The sequence below is a fragment of the Guptibacillus hwajinpoensis genome (assembly GCF_020171785.1).
Classification (GTDB): Bacteria; Bacillota; Bacilli; order Bacillales; family Guptibacillaceae; genus Guptibacillus; species Guptibacillus sedimenti.
Genome location: NZ_JAIVAE010000002.1, coordinates 60,793 through 81,752 on the forward strand (window position 1 = coordinate 60,793; position 20,960 = coordinate 81,752).

Sequence of the window (20,960 nt, forward strand, 5' to 3'; positions counted from 1 at the left end):
TTTTTCAATTACATGGGTATAGTCTTATACATGCCCATGGCACTCAACCATAGCGTTGCGAGCATGCATTATGGGTGTGAAAGGAGAAAACAGTGAAGCGAATCATGTTTAACAATCGCTACTCGCAAGTCCTTTACCAGACACAGAAAGCCAGGGCACGATGCATAAAGTTAGAGAAGAGACCGTACATCAGGACGATCGCGACTGCAACTGGATTCTCGGAGGAAGAGATCTTAGAATCTCTCGAATTTGGTGATGTCGATTACATCATGAAGCTGCGTTTGCACTATAGCTAGACGCGACGTTATGCGTTGTAGCGCCATTAGGGCATGCCTCCTCTTTGTTGAATCATATTCAAAAAGAGAGCAGCTACTCATCAATAAAGTTGGAAGCTGATTATTTAGATAATCGGCTTTTTTTAATGAATAAAAAGTGAATGCTATCAAAATATATTAACTTTTTTTCAAAAACATGGAACTTTCGATTTACGAGAGTCGTAGAAAGAGGTGACATTATTTTGAAAGGTTGTGTACATAATGAACGAAACGTTTGAAGAAACAGGTAAAGCAGAGAAACCATCGATATTTGGGATGATTTGGAGTCCGGGAGAACAGTTTGCCACCATACGCTCCAATCCGAAAATATGGGTACCCCTTATCATTGTAACTTTACTTTCATTAATTGGAGGCTGGCTAATGGTGATTGGTCCAGGCTTTGAAGAGCAATTTGCGAGAGCGGAGTTAGAGGGAGAAAACATGGACGGAATTATCTTATTTTCAAAGATTTCAACCGTTGTTTTTTCTGCGCTCGGTCCGATTTTTGGTATTCTCTTTTCAAGCTTTATTTTTTGGTTAATTAATAAAGCAACAAGCTCTGAGACTACATTTAAACAATTTTTTTCTATGAATACGTATATCAGCTTTATTAGTGCGATTGGCCTAGTGTTAAATGGTCTTCTTCTTGCGCTATTAGGAGGATCACCGGGTGAGCTTTATACGAGTCTTGGCGCGCTCGCTGGTTCAGAAGGATCAGTTGGTGCTTTTCTTAACGGGATTGAAATCTTCGGTATCTGGACGATTGTTTTAACAGGGATTGGACTTCGCATAACGGCTAAGTGGCCTAAGGGACTTGCCTGGACGATCGCCATTATCTTTCTTGTCTTTACAGTTGGTGCTGCAGCGGTTGGTGGTATGATGAATACCATGTCAGGAATGTAAGGTATGAAGAAAAAGATTTGGATTACCATTGTGGTAGTGATTATACTCACTCTCGTTGTAGGGGTAAATATTTATCGAACCTATGCCGATAGTACAGCTGATGTAAAGACAGAAACAGCTAAATTCGAAGAGATTAACTCCACTGTTATGACGCCTGGAACATTGGCGATGGCTAATGAAAGCACACTTTATCAGGATTCTAGCAAAGGTGAGCTGAAAGAAATTCTTGTTAATGAAGGAGACTCTGTAAAAAAAGGAGATCCAGTGGTTCGCTATGAGAACAAGGATTTAGAAATGGAGAAAGAACAAAACGAGATCAACATTGAGTCGCTTTATCTTCGGATCAATTCACTTGATAAACAAGAGAAGCGTCTGAGAGAGAAGAAAAACGATTTAGCAGATGATGTTGGAGTAGATGAAGCAGAGGAAACAATGGAAGCTGAAATCGAACAGGTGAAAATGGATAAGCGAATGGCAAATCTTGATTTGCGTCAGGCATTATTACAGCGAGATCGATTAAAGCAGAAGTTAAGTGACCTTGAAGAAAAAAGTGATATCAGCGGAGTTGTACTAGAAGCAAATGATTCAAGTGCCCCTCAGTCAACTCAGATGGAGAAACCGATCTTGCGGATTGGAAGCATGGAAAATCTCATCATAGAAGGAACGCTTTCCGAATACGACACGCTGAATATTGAAGCAGGTCAACAAGTAACGATTACAACAGATGTGCTCCCTGACGAAAAGTGGGAAGCAGAAGTAATGGAAGTAGGCTATTTACCCCAAGCCTCTTCACCTGAGGCTAATACGTCGGCCGTGCAATATCCCGTTTCTGTTAAATTTAACAACCCAGAAGACGTTCCATTAAAACCTGGATTTCAAATGATTATTGAGATTGAAACAGAGTCACATGAAGCTTTAACCGTACCTTTAGAAGCGGTGCAACAGGATGGAGAAGAATCCTTTGTATTTGTCGTAGAAGATGGGAAGGCAGTTAAACGTCAAATTGAAACAGCTTCTTCCACTACAAAACGAATTGAAGTAACAAAGGGTTTATCTGAGAAAGCTCAAGTTGTGGTGGAAGCTCCGGATCATTTGAAGGATAAGATGGAAGTGACCATGCAATGATCCAACTTGAGGAGATAACAAAAAGCTATACACTAGGTAAGGAAGCAGTCAACGTGCTGAGAGGAATAAGTCTTCAAATTAAAAGCGGCGAATTTGTAGCGATTATGGGTCCGTCAGGGTCGGGGAAATCAACCTTAATGAATATTATTGGTTGTCTTGATCGGCCGACTACAGGTTCCTACTTTTTAAATGAAGAAGATGTTTCTCAACATAAAGATCATGAATTAGCTAAAGTTCGAAATCAATCGATTGGATTTGTGTTTCAACAGTTTCAACTGTTACCAAGGTTAACTGCGCTTAAGAATGTGGAGCTTCCTATGGTTTATGCTGGGGCCTCTAAACAAGAGCGTGAAGAACGTGCGCGCGATGCTTTAGCAAAAGTTGGCTTACAGGATCGAGTGGGACACCTTCCAAATGAGCTTTCAGGTGGTCAAAAGCAACGAGTTGCGATTGCGAGGGCCCTTGTGAATGATCCATCGCTTATTCTTGCTGACGAGCCCACTGGTGCCCTAGATACCGCAACAAGCGTAGCGATTATGGATTTATTTGTTCAACTTAATCAGGAGGGGACAACAATCGTTGTGGTCACGCACGAGCCGGAAGTTGCGGAATATGCGAGTCGGGTCATATATGTGCGAGATGGATTATTAGGACAAAACCCTCTTGAGAAAGGGGGGCAAACGAGTTGAGTCTTTGGGAAAATATCAAAATGGCTCTCATGTCAGTGAAAGCCCACAAGATGCGATCGATTCTAACGATGCTTGGGATTATCATTGGTGTCGCAGCTGTCATCGTTGTTGTTGCGATCGGTCAAGGTGGAGAAGCGATGCTGAAATCCCAAATTGCTGGAGATGGCAATACGATCGAAGTCTTTTACCAGCCATCTGAAGAAGAAATGCAGCAGGGGAAATGGGAGGAGAATCCATTCACCCAAGAAGACATTCGACAGTTAGAGGGAATCGAAAAAGTTTCAAATGTGGTTGCCTCTTCCTCGGAATTTTCAACAGCCAGACTCCGTGAAGAAGAAACAGAAACGTCTATTACAGGGATTAATGAAGCGTATTTGGACGTGAATCAACTTAAAGTAGAGAAAGGTCGCTCCTTTACGAGCGCTGATTTTCTAGGCGGTCGTAGGGTAGCAATTGTCAGCGCAGCGATGCAGGAAGAGTTATTTGAAGGGAAGTCACCGATTGGAGAAATTATCCGCATTGGTGTTCAGCCTGTGGAAGTGATCGGTGTTCTAGAGAAGCCAACAGGTCTCTTCGCATTTGGTTCCGTGGAAACATATATTCCGTGGACGGCAATGCGAAACATGCTTGGTACGAGTAACTACAGTCAGGTTACGCTTCAAGTGGAAAATGCAGATGACATTCAGCCAATAGGAGAGCGTGCAACGACGGTCTTAAATCAACTTCACGACACAGACGATTCTTATCAGGTCATTAATATGGAAGAAATCGCTCAAGGAATTGGGCAGGTAACCACAATCATGACAACGATTATCGGCAGCATTGCTGGTATTTCACTGCTAGTTGGGGGCATAGGTGTGATGAACATTATGCTCGTCTCTGTTACAGAACGAACGCGTGAAATTGGGATCCGAAAGTCACTAGGGGCGACGAGACAGCAAATACTTCTTCAGTTTCTTGTTGAATCGATCATACTTACCTTAATTGGTGGGATTATCGGTATTATACTTGGAGCAGGGACGGCGTATCTTGTGTCGTTCTTTGCGGACTGGCCATCTTTGATTTCGTGGCAGGTAGTTCTTGGCGCCGTTTTATTTTCAATGCTTATCGGGGTTGCCTTTGGACTCTTACCAGCGAATAAAGCTTCAAGACTGGATCCAATTGATTCGCTTCGCTATGAATAAACAAAAAAAGAGGATGACCCATCCTCTTTTTTTGTTGTTATTTTTTTGTAGCTGAACGATTTTTTGTTAAAGCGACTTTTATTTGAAAGTAAGTGAATGATTCAGGCAGAGCTTCTTTTATTGGTTTTAATTTATCAAATCCAACTGATTTCGCTTTTTCCAAAATCACATTTTCAGTTTCTTCATCAAGCAGTCGAGATGTGTCTTGAAACAATCCTTCCTCCAAGCCTTTCAGCAAGTGGCTTTCTACTGTAGTAGGGCTTAACGATCGAGCAGCAGCAACGTTTAAAATGTCTTTGCCTTCCTCAAATAACTTAAGTGAAGCTCTATGACTGGCATCTTCAGAGGAAGCTTGCGTAGTTTTAGCGGAAAGCAAAAGTTCTAAAAAGGCCTCGCCGTATTTATCAAACTTCATCTCTCCCACACCTTTAATTTGAAGCATTTCTTCACGGGAAGAGGGCATGTTCGCACTCATTTCTCGCAATGTGCTGTCGGCAAACACAACGTATGGCGGAACGTTATCTCGATCCGCAATCTGCTTTCGCAAAGTTCTTAGCTGTGTAAAGAGCTGATCATCTTCCTCGATTGAAACAGGCTTACGGGCCACTTTCTTGAAGATCGTTTCTTGTCCTTTTAAAACAGGTAGCGTTTTTTCTTGGAGAATTAACGTTGGGTATTTGCTTTCTGTTAAAAGGAGGTACTGTTCTGCTGTTAGAAAGTCAATCATATCAACTATTTCTTGTTGTGTAAGGTGCTTTAATAAACCAAACGTGGAAACGCTGTTTAGGTTGAGCTCATTTATTCGCTTAGACTTTGATCCTTTTAGGATTTGGGCGATCATCGTTTTGCCAAATCGTTCGTTCACTCGTTTAATGGTAGAAAAAATCATTTGTGCTTCACGTGTAATTTCGACAGCTTCTCGATCATCAATACAATTGCTACATTTGCCACATCTGTAGCCTGGCCGGTCATCACCAAAATAATGAAGAATCGTTCCTTGAAGGCATTTTTCAGTATGACAATAATCAACCATAGCTTTTAATTTGGAGAGATCAGCTGATTTTCTTTCTGGTTCATGCTGATTTTGCTCAATTAGAAATTTCTGAACATGAATATCGCCAGGTGAAAAGAGAACAAAACAATCACTTTCTTCTCCATCACGACCGGCACGGCCAGCTTCCTGATAGTAAGATTCCATATTCTTAGGGAGATTATGATGAATCACAAATCGAACGTTGGATTTATCAATTCCCATTCCAAATGCATTGGTCGCTACCATAACCGATAGATTATCGAACAAAAACGCTTCCTGAGCGGCTTTGCGCTCGTTCTCTGTCATCCCCGCATGATACTTACCTACTTTAATTCCTTGTTTTAGAAGCGAATTGTATAGCTGGTCCGCTTCTTTTCGGGTCGCCGTGTAGATAATTCCGGACTCCGCACTGTTTTGACTAAGGTATTTGTCGATAAAAGACTTTTTCTTTTCCCCTTTAATAACGGAGAAATGTAAGTTTTCTCGTGCAAAACCAGAAATAAACGTTTGTTCTGGAGCGATCGTTAGAAGTCTCTGAATATCTTGAATGACTTCAGGTGTCGCTGTAGCCGTTAAAGCAATAACTGGCGGCTGATCTTCAAATCGATGGATCATTTGACTTATTTTCATATAGCTAGGTCTGAAATCATGTCCCCATTGAGAGATACAGTGTGCCTCATCGACTGCTATGAGAGAAATGGTTGTTCGCTGTAATAAACGTTGAAAAGTAGGTGCTTCTAGACGTTCCGGAGCAACATAAAGTAACGTTAATTCTCCATTTTCTGCTTCCACCATTCGTTCTCTTATTTCGGTTTCTGTTAGAGAGCTGTTAATATAAGCGGCTTCGATACCGTAACTTGCAAGTGCATCCACCTGATCTTTCATTAATGAAATAAGCGGAGAGATAACGATCGTTAGTCCCTCTGATAGAAGAGCCGGAAGCTGATAGCAGATTGATTTACCACCGCCAGTAGGCATAATACCTAGCGTGTTATTTTGAGATAGAACACTCGAAATGATCTCTTCCTGACCACCTCGAAATTCATCGTAGCCAAAATGGTGTTTCAGCTGTTCTTTTGCTTTAACAAGCATCGTATCTTCCTTTCTAATTCGCCAGTTCGTTTGCTTTTTTCATCTTACCGTATCTATGGAATTGTGTATAGATCACGAGTTTACGAATGAAGTTGCAAGCGTAATAAAAAGGATAAACATTTAGAAAACGGGCAAACTACTACAATATGGAAAAAATAAGTGGTTTTACGTCAAGTAAAAGGGGAATACGAATATGGTGGACTGGATAGAAGTTATTCTTAGATCGCTGTTCATATTAATTGGGCTATTTATCATTACAAAACTTCTTGGAAAAAAACAATTATCAAAGCTATCTTATTTTGAATATATTGTAGGCATTATTATTGGTGATATAGCAGGCAGTTTATCAATGGATGTGGAAGTGAGCTTACTTCACGGTGTAACAAGCATTCTCATTTGGACACTTATTTCTGTATTCTTAAGCTATATTTCAATGAAAAATAAAAAAGTGAGAGATTTTGTAGAGGGAAAAGCGAGAGTATTTATTAAGGATGGGAAGATCCTTGAGGAGAACTTGAAAAAAGAGAGATTTACAACAGATGAATTGCTAGAAATGCTTCGTAAAAAAAGTGTTTTTAAGGCAAGTGAAGTCGAATTTGCGCTACTTGAAGCAGATGGAGAGCTTAGCGTTTTACTAAAACGTGACTACCGAGCGATTAAGCCTGCTGAACTTTGGCTACACCTCCCTCGTGATAAAGAACCAAAAACGATTATCATGGATGGCGAATTAATAAAAGAAGTACTAACAGAAGTAGGCCATAATGAAGCGTGGCTAAAAAAAATTCTAGCAGATAAGCACGTAAACATAGATGATGTATTTCTTGCACAGCTACACTCTGATGGCAAGTTAACGCTAGATTATTACGAAGATGGCATGTCAGAAGTTGAATAGAGTCATGGAGGAAAATCATGAAAAAAGAAATTTTTTATCGATCCAAGGATGAACTCATTGTTCTTCTTTTAGATCGAGGGATATACAAAGTAAAGAGTAAACAGTTATATGAATGTTCGCAAACGGAATTGTTTTATTATTACCTTTCCATTACAAGGGAATCGTTGCAGCAGGTAAAAACGAAGGTTAGTTCTTAACAGCTTCTTACAAGAAGCTGTTATTTTTTTAGGTGAATGGACTTATAATAAGGGAATGTTCGAATACTGTAAAGAACGCTTTAAGAAAGATAAGCAATGATTTTGTCTAGTTTTGCCGAAAGCCTTCACAAGGCACAGAATAGTTTGGATAATAGAGCTTGTACTTATAAGTAGGGGAGGGGTGGCGAGCCTTGTTATATGTAAAACAGGATGCAAAAGAAGAATTGCTCCATTGGATTAAGCGTAAGCAAGAGGAAATGATCGAGATTGGCACTGCAAAAGGCATTTCACATAAAGAAACATTACAGTGTAGTCAAGAGTTAGATGATTTACTAACTTCTTATCAACGTTTGACCTCCGTCAACCAGTTGAGAAGTTAGCGTCTGAATCGAATGGAAAAGGGCTTCCTTGACGACTGGTGGATAATCGTTTTGGAATTCAGAAATACAATCACGGATCTGTTGAATTAGTAGGATCTCCTCATGACTCGCATCGTTCATCTCAACATCCTCCTCAAAATTCGATTTATACACCAATCATGACAAATTATACTCGTTTTCGTCAATGCTTTTTCCTAAAAATCGTTCAAATGTTGTTTAAAATTTCTTTATTTTCTGTAAAATAAGGACTTTTCACCTACTATCTGTGCATGTTATACATAATGAGCATTAAATTTCTAAAAAAACTTTCATACAATGTTTGAACAAATGGCACAAAAATTATATACTAGAAAGGACGGGTTTTGGTGCCCAAAGATTTGTGGGTCCAAACCTCTGTTTATTTCTATACCATTCATTTAACGTAAATGATGATTTGATTGATAAAGGAGGTCTAGCAATGAAGGAAGGAATCCATCCAAAATACCAGCAAGTTGTATTTTTAGACGTTAGTACTGGTTTTAAGTTTCTAACTGGTTCTACAATGGGATCTAACGAAACAATTGAGTGGGAAGACGGTAGCGAATATCCACTAATCAAAGTTGATATTAGTTCTGAATCTCATCCATTCTACACTGGTCAGCAGCGCTTTAACGATGCTGGTGGTCGTGTTGAAAAGTTCAAAAAGAAATACAACCGCTAATAAAAGTAGAAAACACTCTGAGGAGTGTTTTCTTTTTTTTAGGTATTCAATTGTTTCCGTAATTTCGTTATGGCACTTTTTCTCCACGATTTCACTGCTTCTACACTGACACCTTCAGTAGTTGCAACACTTTTAATTGATTTTCCCTCTATGATAACCTGTTCAACCCATTTTCTTTGTTTCGTTGTAAGGCTACTTAAGTCAATATTAAGCGTTACGCTACGCTGAGGCGTAAAGAACGTTTCTTCATAGTCACTCCAATTAGCATTCGATGCTAGGTTAGACGCGCGTAATTCTTTTCTTCTTTCATCAAGTAATTTACCGCGCACTTTTAAATAAGCATATGCGGAAAAGCTTCCTTTTGAATCCTGATAATTCTGAACGCATTCCCATAGCGCAATCATTGCCGCTTGTTCATAGATGGGATTGTGCATTGGAAGATTTAATTTATAGATTTGACTCTTCACAAGTGGTGAGTAATCTTCAACTATTTTTTCGAATGAGATATCTTGCACAAAACGAGTCTCCCAAGAGAGGGTGCACCCTCGTATATTCCGTCGGTAAAGATGACGATACGGGAAAGGAAGGAAAGTGTCATATTCGTGATTTGCAAGTATGGCAATACGGACGGATAGGATACGTGTTACACCATTCAAGGAGATTATAAGTTTAGTAGGGTTAAATGACGCTTAACTGTTGATAGGGTTCCAATTATTATCCCGCTCTGAATCAGAACAAAATAAAAAACGATCTAAAGTAAGATCGTTTTTGCGGAAGAAGACTTATGCTTTTCGGTAGCAAAGCTGTGCATTAATTCCTTTTAATTGAAGTTCGCGTACAATGCGTCTTAACTCTTCTTTTGTCAGGAGCGGCTCTTTCACAATCTTCCACCTCCACTAGTTTCTAATTACTGATCAAGGTTCAGTGAGTTAACGAGGGCAGTCTTATATGAATTAAGTTCTGTGAATCCTTCAAATTGATGTAGCATTCCTTTAAAAATAAAGCGCCGTGGATTTGGTTCATTCACTTCTTTCATGAGAAACTGAACTGTTTCAAGGAGCTCTTTCCTTTTGTTTTCTTCTATCCTCATTGTCTTAATAGTTGAAAACATATTCGTTAAGATAGAGGATGGCGACTGCTTTTGGCAGTTTTCCGTTTGACTGCTTTTTTCAAAAATGACGGAAGCTTGCTTCAAGGTTAGAAAAGGCTCAGCATTGCCTTCGATCATGCCATTTACCATGTCATTTAACCGTTTTAGAATGAATCGAGGAAGCTCTTCTAAGTCAAAATCCGCATTCTGCAGGACAATTAACTTGATATAAGAGGAGAACATACCATCTAGAAGCAAGACGCAATCTGGCAAAATAGGGGTAATGCGCTCACCATATAAGTCCTGGATACTACTTGCAAGCGTCTGAAGGGACTCCATTCTAATCTTCAAAATCAGTTCATCGATTTCTTTGTTCATCGAAATAGCTTGTTCCCTGAATTGCATAATAATAAACTCTTTATGCTGCACGATTTCTCGCGCTTGCACATACAGCAACTTTTCAAGACGTTCTTCTGGGGTAAAAGAATCTAGTTTTGCATCGGATATTTTCTTTTTTAATATCTCATAATAATAAGAAAAGATGGAGTATAGTACGTCATCTTTTGATTGAAAATGAAGGTAAACGGCTCCTTTAGAAATTCCACTTTCATTGGCGATTTCCTGTATCGATGTTGAATGGAATCCTTTTCGAGCAAAAAGTTGCATGGCCGTTTCAAGGATGTGTTTCTTTTTTTCGTTCATCTTCCACCTCTGTTCGTCAGAAATAAACTGACCGGCTTTTACTGACCGATTGGTCATGAACATTATATCATGTTCAAAGTTTTTTTCCTAATCCTACTTTAATTAAGTAATAATCTTTATATGGTAAACAATATATCTTGAATTATATTGGTTTATTCAGTATAGTGATCATGTAATGACCAGTCAGTCATAAAAGTGGAGAAAAAGGAGTGGAAGTTGCTTGAGAAAGCTGATTCAATTTTCGTTAAATAATAAGTTTGCAGTTTGGCTGTTAACTATTATTATCACAGTTGCAGGATTGTACTCAGGTTTTAATATGAAAATGGAGACAATCCCAAATATTAATACCCCATTAGTATCAGTAACAACTGTTTACCCGGGAGCAACACCTGAAGAAGTGTCTAAGAAAGTATCAGAACCGATTGAAAATAAAGTAGAAAGTCTTTCGGGTGTAAATGTCGTAAGTTCATCTTCATTCGAAAATGCATCGAATGTTCAAATTGAATATAACTTTAGTAAAAACATGGATGAGGCTGAGGATGAAGTACGAGAAACTTTGCAGTCACTTACATTACCTGATGAAGTACAGGATCCAAATGTATCACGATTAAGTTTTAATGCATTTCCGGTCATGTCGCTAAGTGTTTCTGAAGATGATCGTTCACTGACAGAATTAACCCAGCGTGTCGAAGAAGATGTCCTTCCTGCCATTGAAGGGGTCGAAGGAGTCTCATCTGTTTCGATTGCCGGCCAGGAAGTGGAAGAAATTTCTTTTTCATTTAAAGAAGACAAGATGAAAGAGTTGGGGCTAGATGAAGAAACCGTTAAGAATCTAATTAAAGGTTCTTCTGTCAATATCCCTCTTGGTTTATATAACTTTGAGGATAACCAAAAAGCTGTTGTTGTTGATGGTAATGTTTCTTCATTAGAAGATTTAAAAGAGTTAGAGATACCCGCTATGCCACAGCAAAGTCAAGCTGCCCAAGCACCTCAAGCAGGAGCAACTCAAGCACCTTCCGCAAGCGCGGCCCAAGATCCTTCTGCATCTCAAGCAGGAGCTAGTGAAGGGCAGCCGAAAATACCGACCGTTCAGCTTCAAGAAATCGCAGATATTGAATTAGTTGGTGAAGCGGAATCGATTTCTCGAACGAATGGGAAGGAATCAATTGGGATTCAAGTAACAAAGAGTGCAGATGCAAACACGGTTGATGTAGTGAACGGTGTGAAAGACGAAATTGCATCACTTGAGGATGAGAACAATGAGATGAGTATTGTCACGATATTCGATCAGGGTGAGCCGATCGAAGAATCAGTTAGCACAATGCTGAACAAGGCGATCATCGGTGCTATTTTTGCCGTTCTCATTATTTTATTATTCTTACGTAACATACGATCTACGTTAATTTCCGTTATTTCTATACCATTGAGCTTGCTAATTGCTTTATTGGTGTTGAACCAGTTAGACATTACGTTAAATATCATGACGTTAGGCGCGATGACTGTTGCGATTGGTCGTGTGGTTGATGACTCGATTGTCGTTATTGAAAACATTTATCGACGGATGGCGATCAAAGGCGAACAGTTGAAAGGGAAAGAACTCATTACGGAAGCGACAAAAGAAATGTTCCTTCCAATCATGTCTTCGACAATTGTAACAATCGCCGTCTTTTTACCACTAGGTCTCGTTCAAGGCCCAGTTGGCGAACTATTCTTACCTTTCGCCTTAACCATTGTATTTGCGTTATTAGCTTCTTTACTTGTTGCGATTACAATCGTGCCTGCGATGGCTCACTCTCTCTTTAAGAAAGGGCTAGTGAAAAAAGGGAAGGAACCTGAGCACAAAGAAGAGGGCAACGGCCGTCTTGCTCATCAATACAAAAAAATATTAAATTGGACGTTAAATCACAAACTGATCACGTTCGGTGCGAGTATTCTTGTTTTAGTAGGAAGTTTATTCCTTGCTCCGATCGTAGGCGTCAGCTTCTTGCCATCTGATCAAGAGAAGATGATCGTAGCAACATATAACCCGGAGCCTGGTGAAACAACGGAAAATATTAATAACCTTGCTCTTGATGCAGAAGACTACTTCTTAGATAAAGAAGATGTGGACACCATTCAATACTCCGTTGGTGGAGAAAATCCAATGAATCCAGGAGCTAGTAATCAAGTTCTCTTCTTTGTTAGTTATGATGAAGAGACAGAAGGATTCGAAGATGAACGTAAGTCAGTTCTCGAAGATTTGAAGCAACTGAGTGAAAAAGGTGAATGGGGTTATCAGGATATTTCAGCTTCTGGTGGAAGCAACCAAATTACCCTTGTAGTAAATGAAGAAAATATGAGTGATCTAGGTCCGGTTGTAGAAGATGTGACAGCTGTGCTTGAGAAAGAAGACAACCTTTCGAATATTAGTTCAAGTATTTCAGAGTCCTATGATCAATTCACAATCGTAGCGAACGCTGAAAAGCTAAGTGAATTTGGTTTAACAGCTGGTCAAATCGGAATGGAGCTTCGTAATACTGGGGAAGCGCCTGTTCTTACAACTGTTGAAAAAGATGGAGAAGCATTGAATGTTGTTCTTCAAGTAAATGAAAAGACGTTTGAAGATAAAAGTGATTTAGAAGAAGCGACGATTCAGTCACCATTAGGTATAGAAGTACCTCTTAGTGAAGTCACTACAATTGAAGAAGGTCAATCATCAAATACGATCACACGTCGCGATGGCAAAGTGTACGCGAACGTAACAGCTGAAGTACTCGATGATAATATTGGACAGGTTTCGGCAGATGTACAGGAAGCCATTGATGAAATGGATTTACCTGATTCTTCAGAGGTCACTCTTGGTGGTGTCACTCAAGATATCAATGAATCATTCACGCAGCTTGGTTTAGCCATGCTAGCCGCGATTGCCATTGTTTATCTTGTCCTTGTTATTACATTCGGAGGCGGTCTTGCTCCGCTCGCCATTTTGTTCTCACTACCATTTACCGTTATTGGCGGACTCGTTGGATTACTAATTGCTGGTGAAACGATAAGTATTTCATCGCTAATAGGGATGTTAATGCTAATTGGTATTGTTGTAACAAATGCGATTGTGTTAATTGACCGTGTTATTCATAAAGAAAAAGAAGGGTTCACGACGAGAGAAGCTTTAATAGAAGCCGCTGGTACGCGTCTTCGTCCGATCTTAATGACGGCTCTTGCAACGATTGGTGCTCTAGCGCCGCTTGCGTTTGGTCTAGAAGGTGGAGCGCTTATTTCTAAAGGACTTGGTGTAACTGTTATTGGAGGACTAACAAGCTCAACTCTCTTAACGCTTATCATCGTCCCTGTTGTTTATGAATTCTTCATGAAATTTAGAAGGAAACCGAAAAGTGAATAGAGAATAAAAAACGGAGGTCTCTCGAGATAGAGACCTCCGTTTTTATATTTAAATGATTATTAGCGCCTATGAAATGTGTACAATTTGCCATTTTCGGGAAACAATGAGTTATCAATGATTATTATAGGAGAGACATAACAATGGATAAAGTTGAATCAATGTATGTCGAGTACTTTCATGAGCGACTTGAAGAAATAGGAGAAAAGTGGACAAACAGGCTTCAACTTTTAGTTGACGAAAAGGAAGCAACGGATACTGCCGTACTTAAAGTACCGGAACTAAAAAATGAAATTAAACTGTTTTGTTCTGATTTTGTTAAGCAAATGATATTTCAAGAATCAAATAATCGAGATGTACAAGAATGGGCAGGTCGAATAGTTGAAATCTTTTCGAGTCATACATTTTCTTTGCAACAATCGGTAGCGAGCCTTACTAATTTAAGACAAATCCTCTGGGATGTCATGGTGGAGTTCAGTTCAGAGCAGGAGCATCCAATTGAAGCGAGCCGACTAGCAGGGTGGGGCAGTTATATGAACAAATCGTTTGATTTGCTATTGCATAAAGTAACTGTCTATACGAATCAACTCAATGAAGAGCAACTTGCGGCACAGCAGACAAAAATTACTGAACTTAGCGTTCCTATTATTCCGATCTCAGAAGATATCGGCGTATTGCCTCTTATCGGAACAATTGATACTTACCGTGCATCACTTATTCAACGAAAGGGGATCGAACGAAGCTCAGAACTTCAATTATCCTATCTTGTAATTGATCTATCCGGCGTTCCAATTATGGACACGATGGTAGCGAACGAAATTTTTCAACTCATTAAAATGCTTGATCTATCCGGCGTGGAATCCATTTTAACTGGCATTCGACCTGAAATTGCTCAAACAGCGGTACAGCTTGGGATTGATTTTACAAACGTAAATACTTATGCTCATCTTCATCAAGCGTTAAGAGCCATCTTACCATCTTCTTAAAACGGTTAAAGCCTCAGAGGAATATTCTTCTGAGGCTTTAATCGAGGCACGTAAGGTGAGTATGAAGACATTGATAATCACCGTGTTTAAGAAGAAAGAGAGCTAAAATATACTGACTATGCTGTTTGAGGATCTCTATGTTGAAGAAAAACTGTTTAGAAAGTTCGCGATAAGGTAATTTCTTTGATTTGAATATTTTTACAACAAGCGCTTCGGTTGCTGCAATTTTCCAGGCTGCTTCTTTACACAAGTTCCGAACTTTGTCCTCACTAGGCATTTTAGCAGGGAGCTTTAGAAGAGAAATACGAAAGTGACGAAGTTGTTCCTGATAGCGAATGATTTCATGTTGAAGCAAATAATCGACCTTTATCATAATTCAAACACCTGGCTACTTTCCATTAGTATTTAATGACCATACGCTGTAATGTGTTGATTATACGACTAAGCTGTGGAGTGGTCAATGGGCCAATATTGGTAAAAAAAGCGATCCAATCTAGGTATATAGTATGGTTCTTCAATAAGAACGTCATGTACGATACTTAAGTTCAAAAACGTGTTGTTCTTAAACAAAACCTGAACGATCGTCCAGGTTTTGTTTAAGAACGTTTTTATATTGTGCTACTTAACCCAATTTGTAAGATGACTTAAGTTCTCATAGATGGAATCAGGAACAAGGTTAAGCTGTTCAACGGGCAAGTTGTTACGATTAATCCACGCAGTATGGAATCCAAAATTCTTGGCACCTGAAATATCCCATCCATTTGAAGACATAAAGAGAATATTTTCTCGACTTAATTCAAGAAAGTTCAGCGCATGGGTATAAGAGGCAGGTGTGGGTTTATACTGTTTAATATCATCCGCACTAATAACATAATCCAGGTATTCAGCAAGAGGTGACTGCTTAACAAGAGGGTCAAGCATATCGTGAGACCCGTTCGAGAATATGGCAAGCGTGATGCCTTCGGCTTTCAGGTCCTTTAATACTTGTGGTACTTCTTCATACACTGAAAGTTGCTGGTAAGCTTGAAGTAGCGCTTCTTCGTTTTGTTGAGTAAGCTTTTCGCCTACTTCCTCTACAGCATATCGGAGGGCATCGCGCGTCACCTGTGAAAATGGTTGATAGTTTCCCATCATTTGACGTAAGTAGCTGTATTCAAGCTGTTTCTTGCGCCATGTTTGGCTGATTTGATCGCCATTATTGGGATAAAGTTCTTCACATTTTTTAGTCACAGAAAAAACATCAAATAAAGTTCCATATGCATCAAATACAAAAGCTTTTAATTGACTCATATCCATCCTCCTTTTGTCCAATTCTGTTAGTTCCCTCATTATGGTTTCGTAAAACCTCTTGAAATAATGAATGTAAAGATGATCAGACTGATTGCAACATCTCCATCTTTTTTAAATAAAAATAGTTAAATGGACCGTGGCGTTAGGATGGAACATTGTAGGAAAATTATGCTAGACTAAACGTAGAAAGTTCTTTTATGGAGGGGCATATGAAGAGTGATGGAGAACCAAATTGGTTGAAAGATTGGGGAGCACCGCTATTATTCGCTATTATTCTGGCATTTGTCGTTAAAATGTTTGTAATGGCGCCGTACATTGTAGAAGGGGCTTCCATGGACCCTACGCTACATGATGGCGATCGCCTCCTTGTTAATAAGTTTATTTCATATGTTCAGGAGAGTCCTGAACGAGGAGACATCATTATTATTAAGGATGAAGATGCAAAGAAGCATTATGTTAAGCGCGTAATTGGGTTACCTGGAGATATCGTTGAAATGAAGCAAGATAAGCTTTACGTAAATGAAACCGAGTTGAAAGAGCCCTACCTGGATGCGAACCGAGATGATGCGAAGACGATGGGAATGAGGTTAACAGAAGATTTTGGGCCTGTTGAAGTTCCTGATGGTCAGCTATTTGTCATGGGAGATAATCGGTTAAGAAGCATGGATAGTCGGAATGGACTTGGCAAAATAGAACTTGAAGAAGTTGTCGGAAAGGCCGAAGTTGTCTGGTATCCGTTTCAAGATGTAAGACCGACAAAGTAAGAAAAGAGGAAGGGCATCATGCTCTTCCTCTTTTTGTTACGGTTTTGAAATACTTGAAACAAAACGTTAATGGTTCTTCTTTCCCTAAAATGTGGATTGATTACCATTCAGAAAAAATGGGTTTGCTTTAAAGTAGTGGCTTCTAAGTCTTGATATGAAAGGTTTTATAAGCCAGATTCCATCTTTTAATCCAAAAGTGCCTCTGGTATGGATTACCGGTAAAGGAAGTTATTACGGTCTTTTAGACTAGTAATCTTGTGATATTCTCATCATGTAAGAAATTTCACCAATCAGGGAGGAATCACATTGAAAAAATCAATTATTCTAGGTGTCACAGCGGCAGCAGCCCTGCTGGCAGCAAATCCATCAGCAAGTTCTGCAAGCGAAGGAAATCAATTCGCAAATGCGGAGGTAAAAGCTCAAACTTTCCAGGTCAACAACATAAATGAACTTCAATCCATTCTTGACCGTTTTGAAAAACAATATAATATCTCAATTAACGACTCAATTAATTTAGATCAGCTTCTTCAACAGGCAACTGAGCAAGCCGACCAAGCGCCTAAAGCAGAAGCCCCAGTAGAAGAAAAGGCAGAAGCACCTAAAGCGAAAGCCCCGGTAGAAAAGGCAGAAGCGCCTGAAGCGAAAGCACCGGTAGAAGAAAAGGCAGAAGCGCCTGCAGAAACTGAGCCAGTCCCTTCAGAGTCAAATCAAGCTGAACAAGCCGAACCTACAAAAGAAACAGAAGCTGAGACAGGCCTATCAGAATTTGAACAGCAAGTTGTGAACCTTACAAATGAAGAACGCGCAAAAGCTGGTCTATCTGCACTTGAAGTAGATACTGAGCTTAGTAAAGTAGCACAGGCGAAATCTGAAGATATGAGAGACAATAACTACTTTGCTCACAACAGCCCGACTTACGGATCACCATTTGATATGATGAATCAATTTGGTGTAGATTATCAATCAGCGGGTGAAAACATCGCAAAAGGGCAACAAACACCTGAAGAAGTAGTCAATGCATGGATGAACAGTGAAGGTCACCGTAAAAACATTATGAATGGTAGCTTTACTCACATTGGTGTTGGCTATGTAGAAGAAGGCAACATTTGGACGCAGCAATTCATTGGGAAATAAATAGAGTGAACCCATCCTTACGGATGGGTTTTTTTGTATTACTTTGATACCTCCGTTTTGTTCTTTTTAAGTATTTTGCTACCCTCTCTTTTACTGAGTGGAGCTAAAGGATGTGCATTCATAAAGGTCGCAACTGTTTCCGGTGCTGTCTTTGAGTATTCACGAAGAGCCCATCCGATAGCTTTTTGGATAAAAAATTCTTTTGAATCGGAATGCAATAAAATCACTTGTTTTAAAAGCGGCCAGTCTGTCGTTTCTTTATAAGAAAGTTGGAAGAGAATTGCGCTTCGGTTTAGCCACATGTTCTCGCTTTTTATCCATTTATCAATAACGGGCTTAATTTCTTCTGGATGTTGTTTGAAATAATTTCCTGCACTGTTCCCGGAAAGGCTATCAACTGTATCCCACCATGACTTTGTCACGATCAGCTGTTCAATAAGAGCGATGGACTCTTTTGGGAAATGCTTAACGTGGCCGAGTAAGTCCAGCGCTACGTTTTGATATTCGCGCTCTGATAACAACCATAGTTCCTGAAGTAAAGGACGAATTTCCTGAAAATCAAGGATACGTTCCTGTTTTAAAACCGTTTTAACTGCTTTTCTTCTTTCAGGCGTTTTAACTCCGAGAAAGGGAAAGTGATTTCGCATATACTTTTCCATCTTTTTAGCTTCTTCTTTGTTTTGTACAGCTTCAAGCTCTTCTTGTATTCGATCTAATTTAATCACATTAAAGCTCCTCTCTATAATAAGATTCCTTCGCTTAATATGGCTGGTCTCCTGTTTCAATTGTAAAGAAATAGAAAAAGCAGCGGCCTTTGCCGCTGCTCTTTCAAACTAAAATAAGGAGGTTTCCCGGGGGAGGGAAGGGATGCATTTATTTACTATACGTTGGATTCCAGGAAAGCTTTCCGGGTTGAGGAGAAAGCTTTTCTGGATTGACTTTAGTATAGCAGGCCTTATTTAAAAAATGATTATTATGGGATAGTTTTGATAAGAATGACAGAATTGTGAACGAATGTGTATTAAGTTGCTGGATTTGAGAGAACAGCAAGGTCTGTTAATGCATTATGAAGACTTGATTTAATGGTTAGCTTATGAAGATCGATTCCTAACTGAACGGCTGAAATGGAGATCGATGGACTGATCCCTGTTAAGGTAACCTGAACGCCCATAAGACTGAGTGCTTCTGTAATATCAAACAAGTGCTTGGCAACCATCGTATCCATTGTCACAACCCCTGATAAATCAATGATCATGTGATTAAGCTGTAATTTGCGCGAGTGCTCGAGCGTTTTCTCCATGATAAGCGTTGCACGGTACGTATCAATATTTCCAACAAGCGGAAGAATAGCCAGGTTTTTTATAATTGGAATAATAGGAGTTGATAGTTCTTCAAGGGTTGAGTCGTACTTGGTTTTAAGCTGTTGATTGCTTGTAATATAAGTACTACCATAGCTATAAACAAATTGATCAAGGAGTGGATCGATTTTTCCAGGAAGTTTAATAACGTCCCGTGGCTTCATGTTTAGCTCTTCAACAACGGGCTCAATGGCTTCCCAAATTGCCTCGCGAATGAGCGGTACCGTAACGATTAGCGAGATGATCATCTCATTTTCATCTTGTACGAGTTCACCAGATTCTTCTCCAAACTCTTCAATTGCAGTCATCGCATTCGTGGTGTTTTGCTGCAGGCTTTTACCAATCAATTTCACTAAATAAGTCGTATTCGTTAAAGATAATTTGGTTTCATTTATAAAATCAGTTTCGTCAAAATCATGACGCTGTCTTTCGTATGTACTCTGTGCAATCTCAGATGCCTGATCAAGAATGTAGCTTCCTACTTTTTGAGTGGGTGTCTCAGCAGTCACTTTATTGCCTCCCTTAAGATAGCTCTACAAACAAAACGTGTTAACGTCAATATAACTTGAAATTGAACAGTTAACACGTGTAAGTCAAAGAGTTCTGTCATATTTAAATCATACCATTTAAGTAGATTGTTTGTTGATTAAACGTCTATTCTGCTTTAAGAAAAGTGCATTCTAGTTCAAAACAGGGGTAAATCGCTCGTGAAATGCTTTGTATTTACTAGAAATACTAGATGCAGATGTTCCGTATTTTTTAGCAAGGGCGCTTTGACTAATCGGTAAATCAAAGACTTTGGAGGCAAGGTACTCAAGAGAAGCTGCAAAAATAGCAGGTTTTCTAACAGATGGCTGTTCTTCTTGAATATATACCTTCCAGAAGTGAAGGATTTCTTGAACCTGCTCTTTTGAAAATTCATCACTAACGTGCTCAGTAAAGAGAGAAGCCACTTCAGCATCTTCTTTTCTAGACCAAATCATGTCAATTGAATCATCTGTTTCTTCTGATCCGTTACCATGCTTCACGATTTCACTAAGAATTTCTGGGAAGTCGCTTTGCATCATAGAGCGTACGTTGTTAGCGGCATCCTTAGTTGCTAATTTCTGTTCTACCAATTGCATCGCGTCAGGGGCAATTTTAAGAAGTTCGATAAATGGCATCGCACCGTTTTTAACCGGAAGAAGAATACCAGCTAGGCTTTCTCCTTTTGCGATAATCACTTCTTCATGCAATAAGATGCTGATTGGTTGATTTGAGCTAAGTTCTGTCACAACAGCTGTATTGCCCGATACTTCTTCCACTGTGTAAATGGACATATAAGCCTCGCGCCAGTTATTCACCGTTTCTTTCACTTTCTCAGTAGAGAATGTGTGTGAATAGAGTTGTATGTACTCTTTCACGATGGTTTTATTCCACTGATTAACGGCCTGATGGAAAATCGCCCACGGGAAAACACCATGCATATAAGCTTCTTCAAGGTTTTTAGGGATATCAAATCTAGTAAATAACTCATTTGCTAGAGAAACCATTTTCTGATCATGTTGGCTCATCGCGTATTCAACGAGCTGAGCTTGAACCGTGTAAAGCTCTTGTGTGTATAGTTGTTCTTCTAATTGATCCTGTGCACTTTCAGATGTCATACAGCATTTTTTATATTTTTTGCCGCTGCCACAAGGACAGGGATCGTTTCGTTTCGTATTTTGCAATGTTGCTTCCTCCTTCAGGTCAAACTTATTCAAGAATAAGAG

The 20,960-nt window shown here is 39.5% G+C and carries 21 protein-coding genes; 12 read left to right on the top strand and 9 right to left on the bottom strand.

All coding sequences use genetic code 11. From position 1 onward, the window contains the following. The first annotated feature begins 536 nt into the window (after window positions 1-536). Genes LCL91_RS00730 through LCL91_RS00745 form a run of 4 tightly spaced genes read left to right on the top strand, consistent with a single transcriptional unit; the run spans window position 537 to window position 4,215 of the window. Window positions 537-1,217, top strand: coding sequence for a Yip1 family protein (locus LCL91_RS00730; protein WP_224879110.1), 681 nt, complete (start codon window positions 537-539; stop codon window positions 1,215-1,217). Window positions 1,218-1,220: 3 nt separating this feature from the next. After that, window positions 1,221-2,342, top strand: a complete 1,122-nt coding sequence (locus tag LCL91_RS00735) for an efflux RND transporter periplasmic adaptor subunit (protein WP_224879112.1) — start codon at window positions 1,221-1,223, stop codon at window positions 2,340-2,342. Continuing rightward, window positions 2,339-3,031: an ABC transporter ATP-binding protein gene (locus LCL91_RS00740; protein WP_224879114.1), complete on the top strand. Its 693-nt coding sequence runs from the start codon at window positions 2,339-2,341 to the stop codon at window positions 3,029-3,031. The genes LCL91_RS00735 and LCL91_RS00740 overlap by 4 nt, the downstream gene beginning before the upstream one ends. After that, the gene (locus tag LCL91_RS00745; protein ID WP_224879116.1) at window positions 3,028-4,215 is read left to right on the top strand and encodes an ABC transporter permease; all 1,188 of its coding nucleotides are present in this window, start codon (window positions 3,028-3,030) and stop codon (window positions 4,213-4,215) included. The genes LCL91_RS00740 and LCL91_RS00745 overlap by 4 nt, the downstream gene beginning before the upstream one ends. A gap of 37 nt (window positions 4,216-4,252) precedes the next feature. Here LCL91_RS00745 and recQ read toward each other — a convergent pair whose 3' ends face one another. Next, window positions 4,253-6,340: a DNA helicase RecQ gene (recQ, locus tag LCL91_RS00750; RefSeq protein WP_224879118.1), complete on the bottom strand. Its 2,088-nt coding sequence runs from the start codon at window positions 6,338-6,340 to the stop codon at window positions 4,253-4,255. A gap of 193 nt (window positions 6,341-6,533) precedes the next feature. Here recQ and LCL91_RS00755 point away from each other — a divergent pair, with 193 nt between their 5' ends. From LCL91_RS00755 to LCL91_RS00765, 3 genes are all read left to right on the top strand, one after another. Further along, window positions 6,534-7,232, top strand: coding sequence for a DUF421 domain-containing protein (locus tag LCL91_RS00755; RefSeq protein ID WP_224879120.1), 699 nt, complete (start codon window positions 6,534-6,536; stop codon window positions 7,230-7,232). Between the two features lie 17 nt (window positions 7,233-7,249). Next, complete coding sequence (gene fbpA, locus LCL91_RS00760) at window positions 7,250-7,429, top strand: Fur-regulated basic protein FbpA (protein WP_224879122.1); 180 nt, start codon at window positions 7,250-7,252, stop codon at window positions 7,427-7,429. Window positions 7,430-7,686: 257 nt separating this feature from the next. Continuing rightward, window positions 7,687-7,809 (top strand): aspartyl-phosphate phosphatase Spo0E family protein, encoded by a 123-nt coding sequence (locus tag LCL91_RS00765; protein WP_098445703.1) that lies wholly within the window; start codon window positions 7,687-7,689, stop codon window positions 7,807-7,809. Here the strand turns inward: LCL91_RS00765 and LCL91_RS00770 are convergent. Continuing rightward, a complete protein-coding gene (locus LCL91_RS00770) occupies window positions 7,762-7,929 on the bottom strand; it encodes a hypothetical protein (protein ID WP_165994974.1) in 168 nt (55 codons plus the stop codon). The two genes, LCL91_RS00765 and LCL91_RS00770, sit on opposite strands and share 48 nt — an antisense overlap. Before the next feature lie 337 nt (window positions 7,930-8,266). On the opposite strand from LCL91_RS00770, the gene LCL91_RS00775 reads away from it, so the two are divergent. Then, complete coding sequence (locus LCL91_RS00775) at window positions 8,267-8,509, top strand: type B 50S ribosomal protein L31 (RefSeq protein WP_048310190.1); 243 nt, start codon at window positions 8,267-8,269, stop codon at window positions 8,507-8,509. Window positions 8,510-8,547: 38 nt separating this feature from the next. On the opposite strand, the gene LCL91_RS00780 is transcribed toward LCL91_RS00775, so the two are convergent. Next, a complete protein-coding gene (locus LCL91_RS00780; protein ID WP_224879124.1) occupies window positions 8,548-9,024 on the bottom strand; it encodes a sigma-70 family RNA polymerase sigma factor in 477 nt (158 codons plus the stop codon). A 392-nt stretch (window positions 9,025-9,416) separates the two neighbouring features. Continuing rightward, window positions 9,417-10,301, bottom strand: coding sequence for a TetR/AcrR family transcriptional regulator (locus LCL91_RS00785; RefSeq protein WP_224879126.1), 885 nt, complete (start codon window positions 10,299-10,301; stop codon window positions 9,417-9,419). A gap of 220 nt (window positions 10,302-10,521) precedes the next feature. Between LCL91_RS00785 and LCL91_RS00790 the strand changes: the two genes are divergently transcribed. Both LCL91_RS00790 and LCL91_RS00795 read left to right on the top strand, forming a co-directional pair. Next, window positions 10,522-13,680, top strand: a complete 3,159-nt coding sequence (locus LCL91_RS00790) for an efflux RND transporter permease subunit (RefSeq protein WP_224879127.1) — start codon at window positions 10,522-10,524, stop codon at window positions 13,678-13,680. Between the two features lie 140 nt (window positions 13,681-13,820). Next, window positions 13,821-14,663 carry an STAS domain-containing protein gene (locus tag LCL91_RS00795; protein ID WP_224879129.1) on the top strand — a complete coding sequence of 281 codons (843 nt, stop codon included), beginning with the start codon at window positions 13,821-13,823 and terminating at the stop codon, window positions 14,661-14,663. 37 nt (window positions 14,664-14,700) lie between these two features. Here the strand turns inward: LCL91_RS00795 and LCL91_RS00800 are convergent, their stop codons facing one another. Further along, window positions 14,701-15,036 (bottom strand): hypothetical protein, encoded by a 336-nt coding sequence (locus LCL91_RS00800; RefSeq protein ID WP_224879131.1) that lies wholly within the window; start codon window positions 15,034-15,036, stop codon window positions 14,701-14,703. 245 nt (window positions 15,037-15,281) lie between these two features. Next, on the bottom strand, window positions 15,282-15,959 hold the full coding sequence (locus LCL91_RS00805; protein WP_425589645.1) for a haloacid dehalogenase type II: 678 nt from the start codon (window positions 15,957-15,959) through the stop codon (window positions 15,282-15,284). 203 nt (window positions 15,960-16,162) lie between these two features. On the opposite strand from LCL91_RS00805, the gene lepB reads away from it, so the two are divergent. Next, complete coding sequence (lepB, locus tag LCL91_RS00810; RefSeq protein WP_224879135.1) at window positions 16,163-16,717, top strand: signal peptidase I; 555 nt, start codon at window positions 16,163-16,165, stop codon at window positions 16,715-16,717. A 306-nt stretch (window positions 16,718-17,023) separates the two neighbouring features. After that, window positions 17,024-17,851, top strand: a complete 828-nt coding sequence (locus tag LCL91_RS00815) for a CAP domain-containing protein (RefSeq protein WP_224879137.1) — start codon at window positions 17,024-17,026, stop codon at window positions 17,849-17,851. A gap of 38 nt (window positions 17,852-17,889) precedes the next feature. Here LCL91_RS00815 and LCL91_RS00820 read toward each other — a convergent pair whose 3' ends face one another. The 3 genes from LCL91_RS00820 to LCL91_RS00830 all read right to left on the bottom strand — a co-directional run bounded on the left by LCL91_RS00820 (window position 17,890) and on the right by LCL91_RS00830 (window position 20,918). Further along, the gene (locus LCL91_RS00820) at window positions 17,890-18,576 is read right to left on the bottom strand and encodes a DNA alkylation repair protein (RefSeq protein WP_224879139.1); all 687 of its coding nucleotides are present in this window, start codon (window positions 18,574-18,576) and stop codon (window positions 17,890-17,892) included. 296 nt (window positions 18,577-18,872) lie between these two features. Further along, complete coding sequence (locus LCL91_RS22145; RefSeq protein ID WP_224879141.1) at window positions 18,873-19,718, bottom strand: STAS domain-containing protein; 846 nt, start codon at window positions 19,716-19,718, stop codon at window positions 18,873-18,875. 171 nt (window positions 19,719-19,889) lie between these two features. Continuing rightward, window positions 19,890-20,918, bottom strand: coding sequence for an SEC-C metal-binding domain-containing protein (locus LCL91_RS00830; protein ID WP_224879143.1), 1,029 nt, complete (start codon window positions 20,916-20,918; stop codon window positions 19,890-19,892). Window positions 20,919-20,960 lie beyond the last annotated feature (42 nt).

Coding starts and splice junctions, on each gene's coding strand:
- LCL91_RS00730 (WP_224879110.1), top strand. CDS start 537: ATGAACGAAACGTTTGAAGAAACAGGTAAAGCAGAGAAACCATCGATA.
- LCL91_RS00735 (WP_224879112.1), top strand. CDS start 1,221: ATGAAGAAAAAGATTTGGATTACCATTGTGGTAGTGATTATACTCACT.
- LCL91_RS00740 (WP_224879114.1), top strand. CDS start 2,339: ATGATCCAACTTGAGGAGATAACAAAAAGCTATACACTAGGTAAGGAA.
- recQ (WP_224879118.1), bottom strand. CDS start 6,340: ATGCTTGTTAAAGCAAAAGAACAGCTGAAACACCATTTTGGCTACGAT.
- LCL91_RS00755 (WP_224879120.1), top strand. CDS start 6,534: ATGGTGGACTGGATAGAAGTTATTCTTAGATCGCTGTTCATATTAATT.
- fbpA (WP_224879122.1), top strand. CDS start 7,250: ATGAAAAAAGAAATTTTTTATCGATCCAAGGATGAACTCATTGTTCTT.
- LCL91_RS00765 (WP_098445703.1), top strand. CDS start 7,687: ATGATCGAGATTGGCACTGCAAAAGGCATTTCACATAAAGAAACATTA.
- LCL91_RS00770 (WP_165994974.1), bottom strand. CDS start 7,929: ATGAACGATGCGAGTCATGAGGAGATCCTACTAATTCAACAGATCCGT.
- LCL91_RS00775 (WP_048310190.1), top strand. CDS start 8,267: ATGAAGGAAGGAATCCATCCAAAATACCAGCAAGTTGTATTTTTAGAC.
- LCL91_RS00785 (WP_224879126.1), bottom strand. CDS start 10,301: ATGAACGAAAAAAAGAAACACATCCTTGAAACGGCCATGCAACTTTTT.
- LCL91_RS00795 (WP_224879129.1), top strand. CDS start 13,821: ATGGATAAAGTTGAATCAATGTATGTCGAGTACTTTCATGAGCGACTT.
- LCL91_RS00800 (WP_224879131.1), bottom strand. CDS start 15,036: ATGATAAAGGTCGATTATTTGCTTCAACATGAAATCATTCGCTATCAG.
- LCL91_RS00805 (WP_425589645.1), bottom strand. CDS start 15,959: ATGGATATGAGTCAATTAAAAGCTTTTGTATTTGATGCATATGGAACT.
- lepB (WP_224879135.1), top strand. CDS start 16,163: ATGAAGAGTGATGGAGAACCAAATTGGTTGAAAGATTGGGGAGCACCG.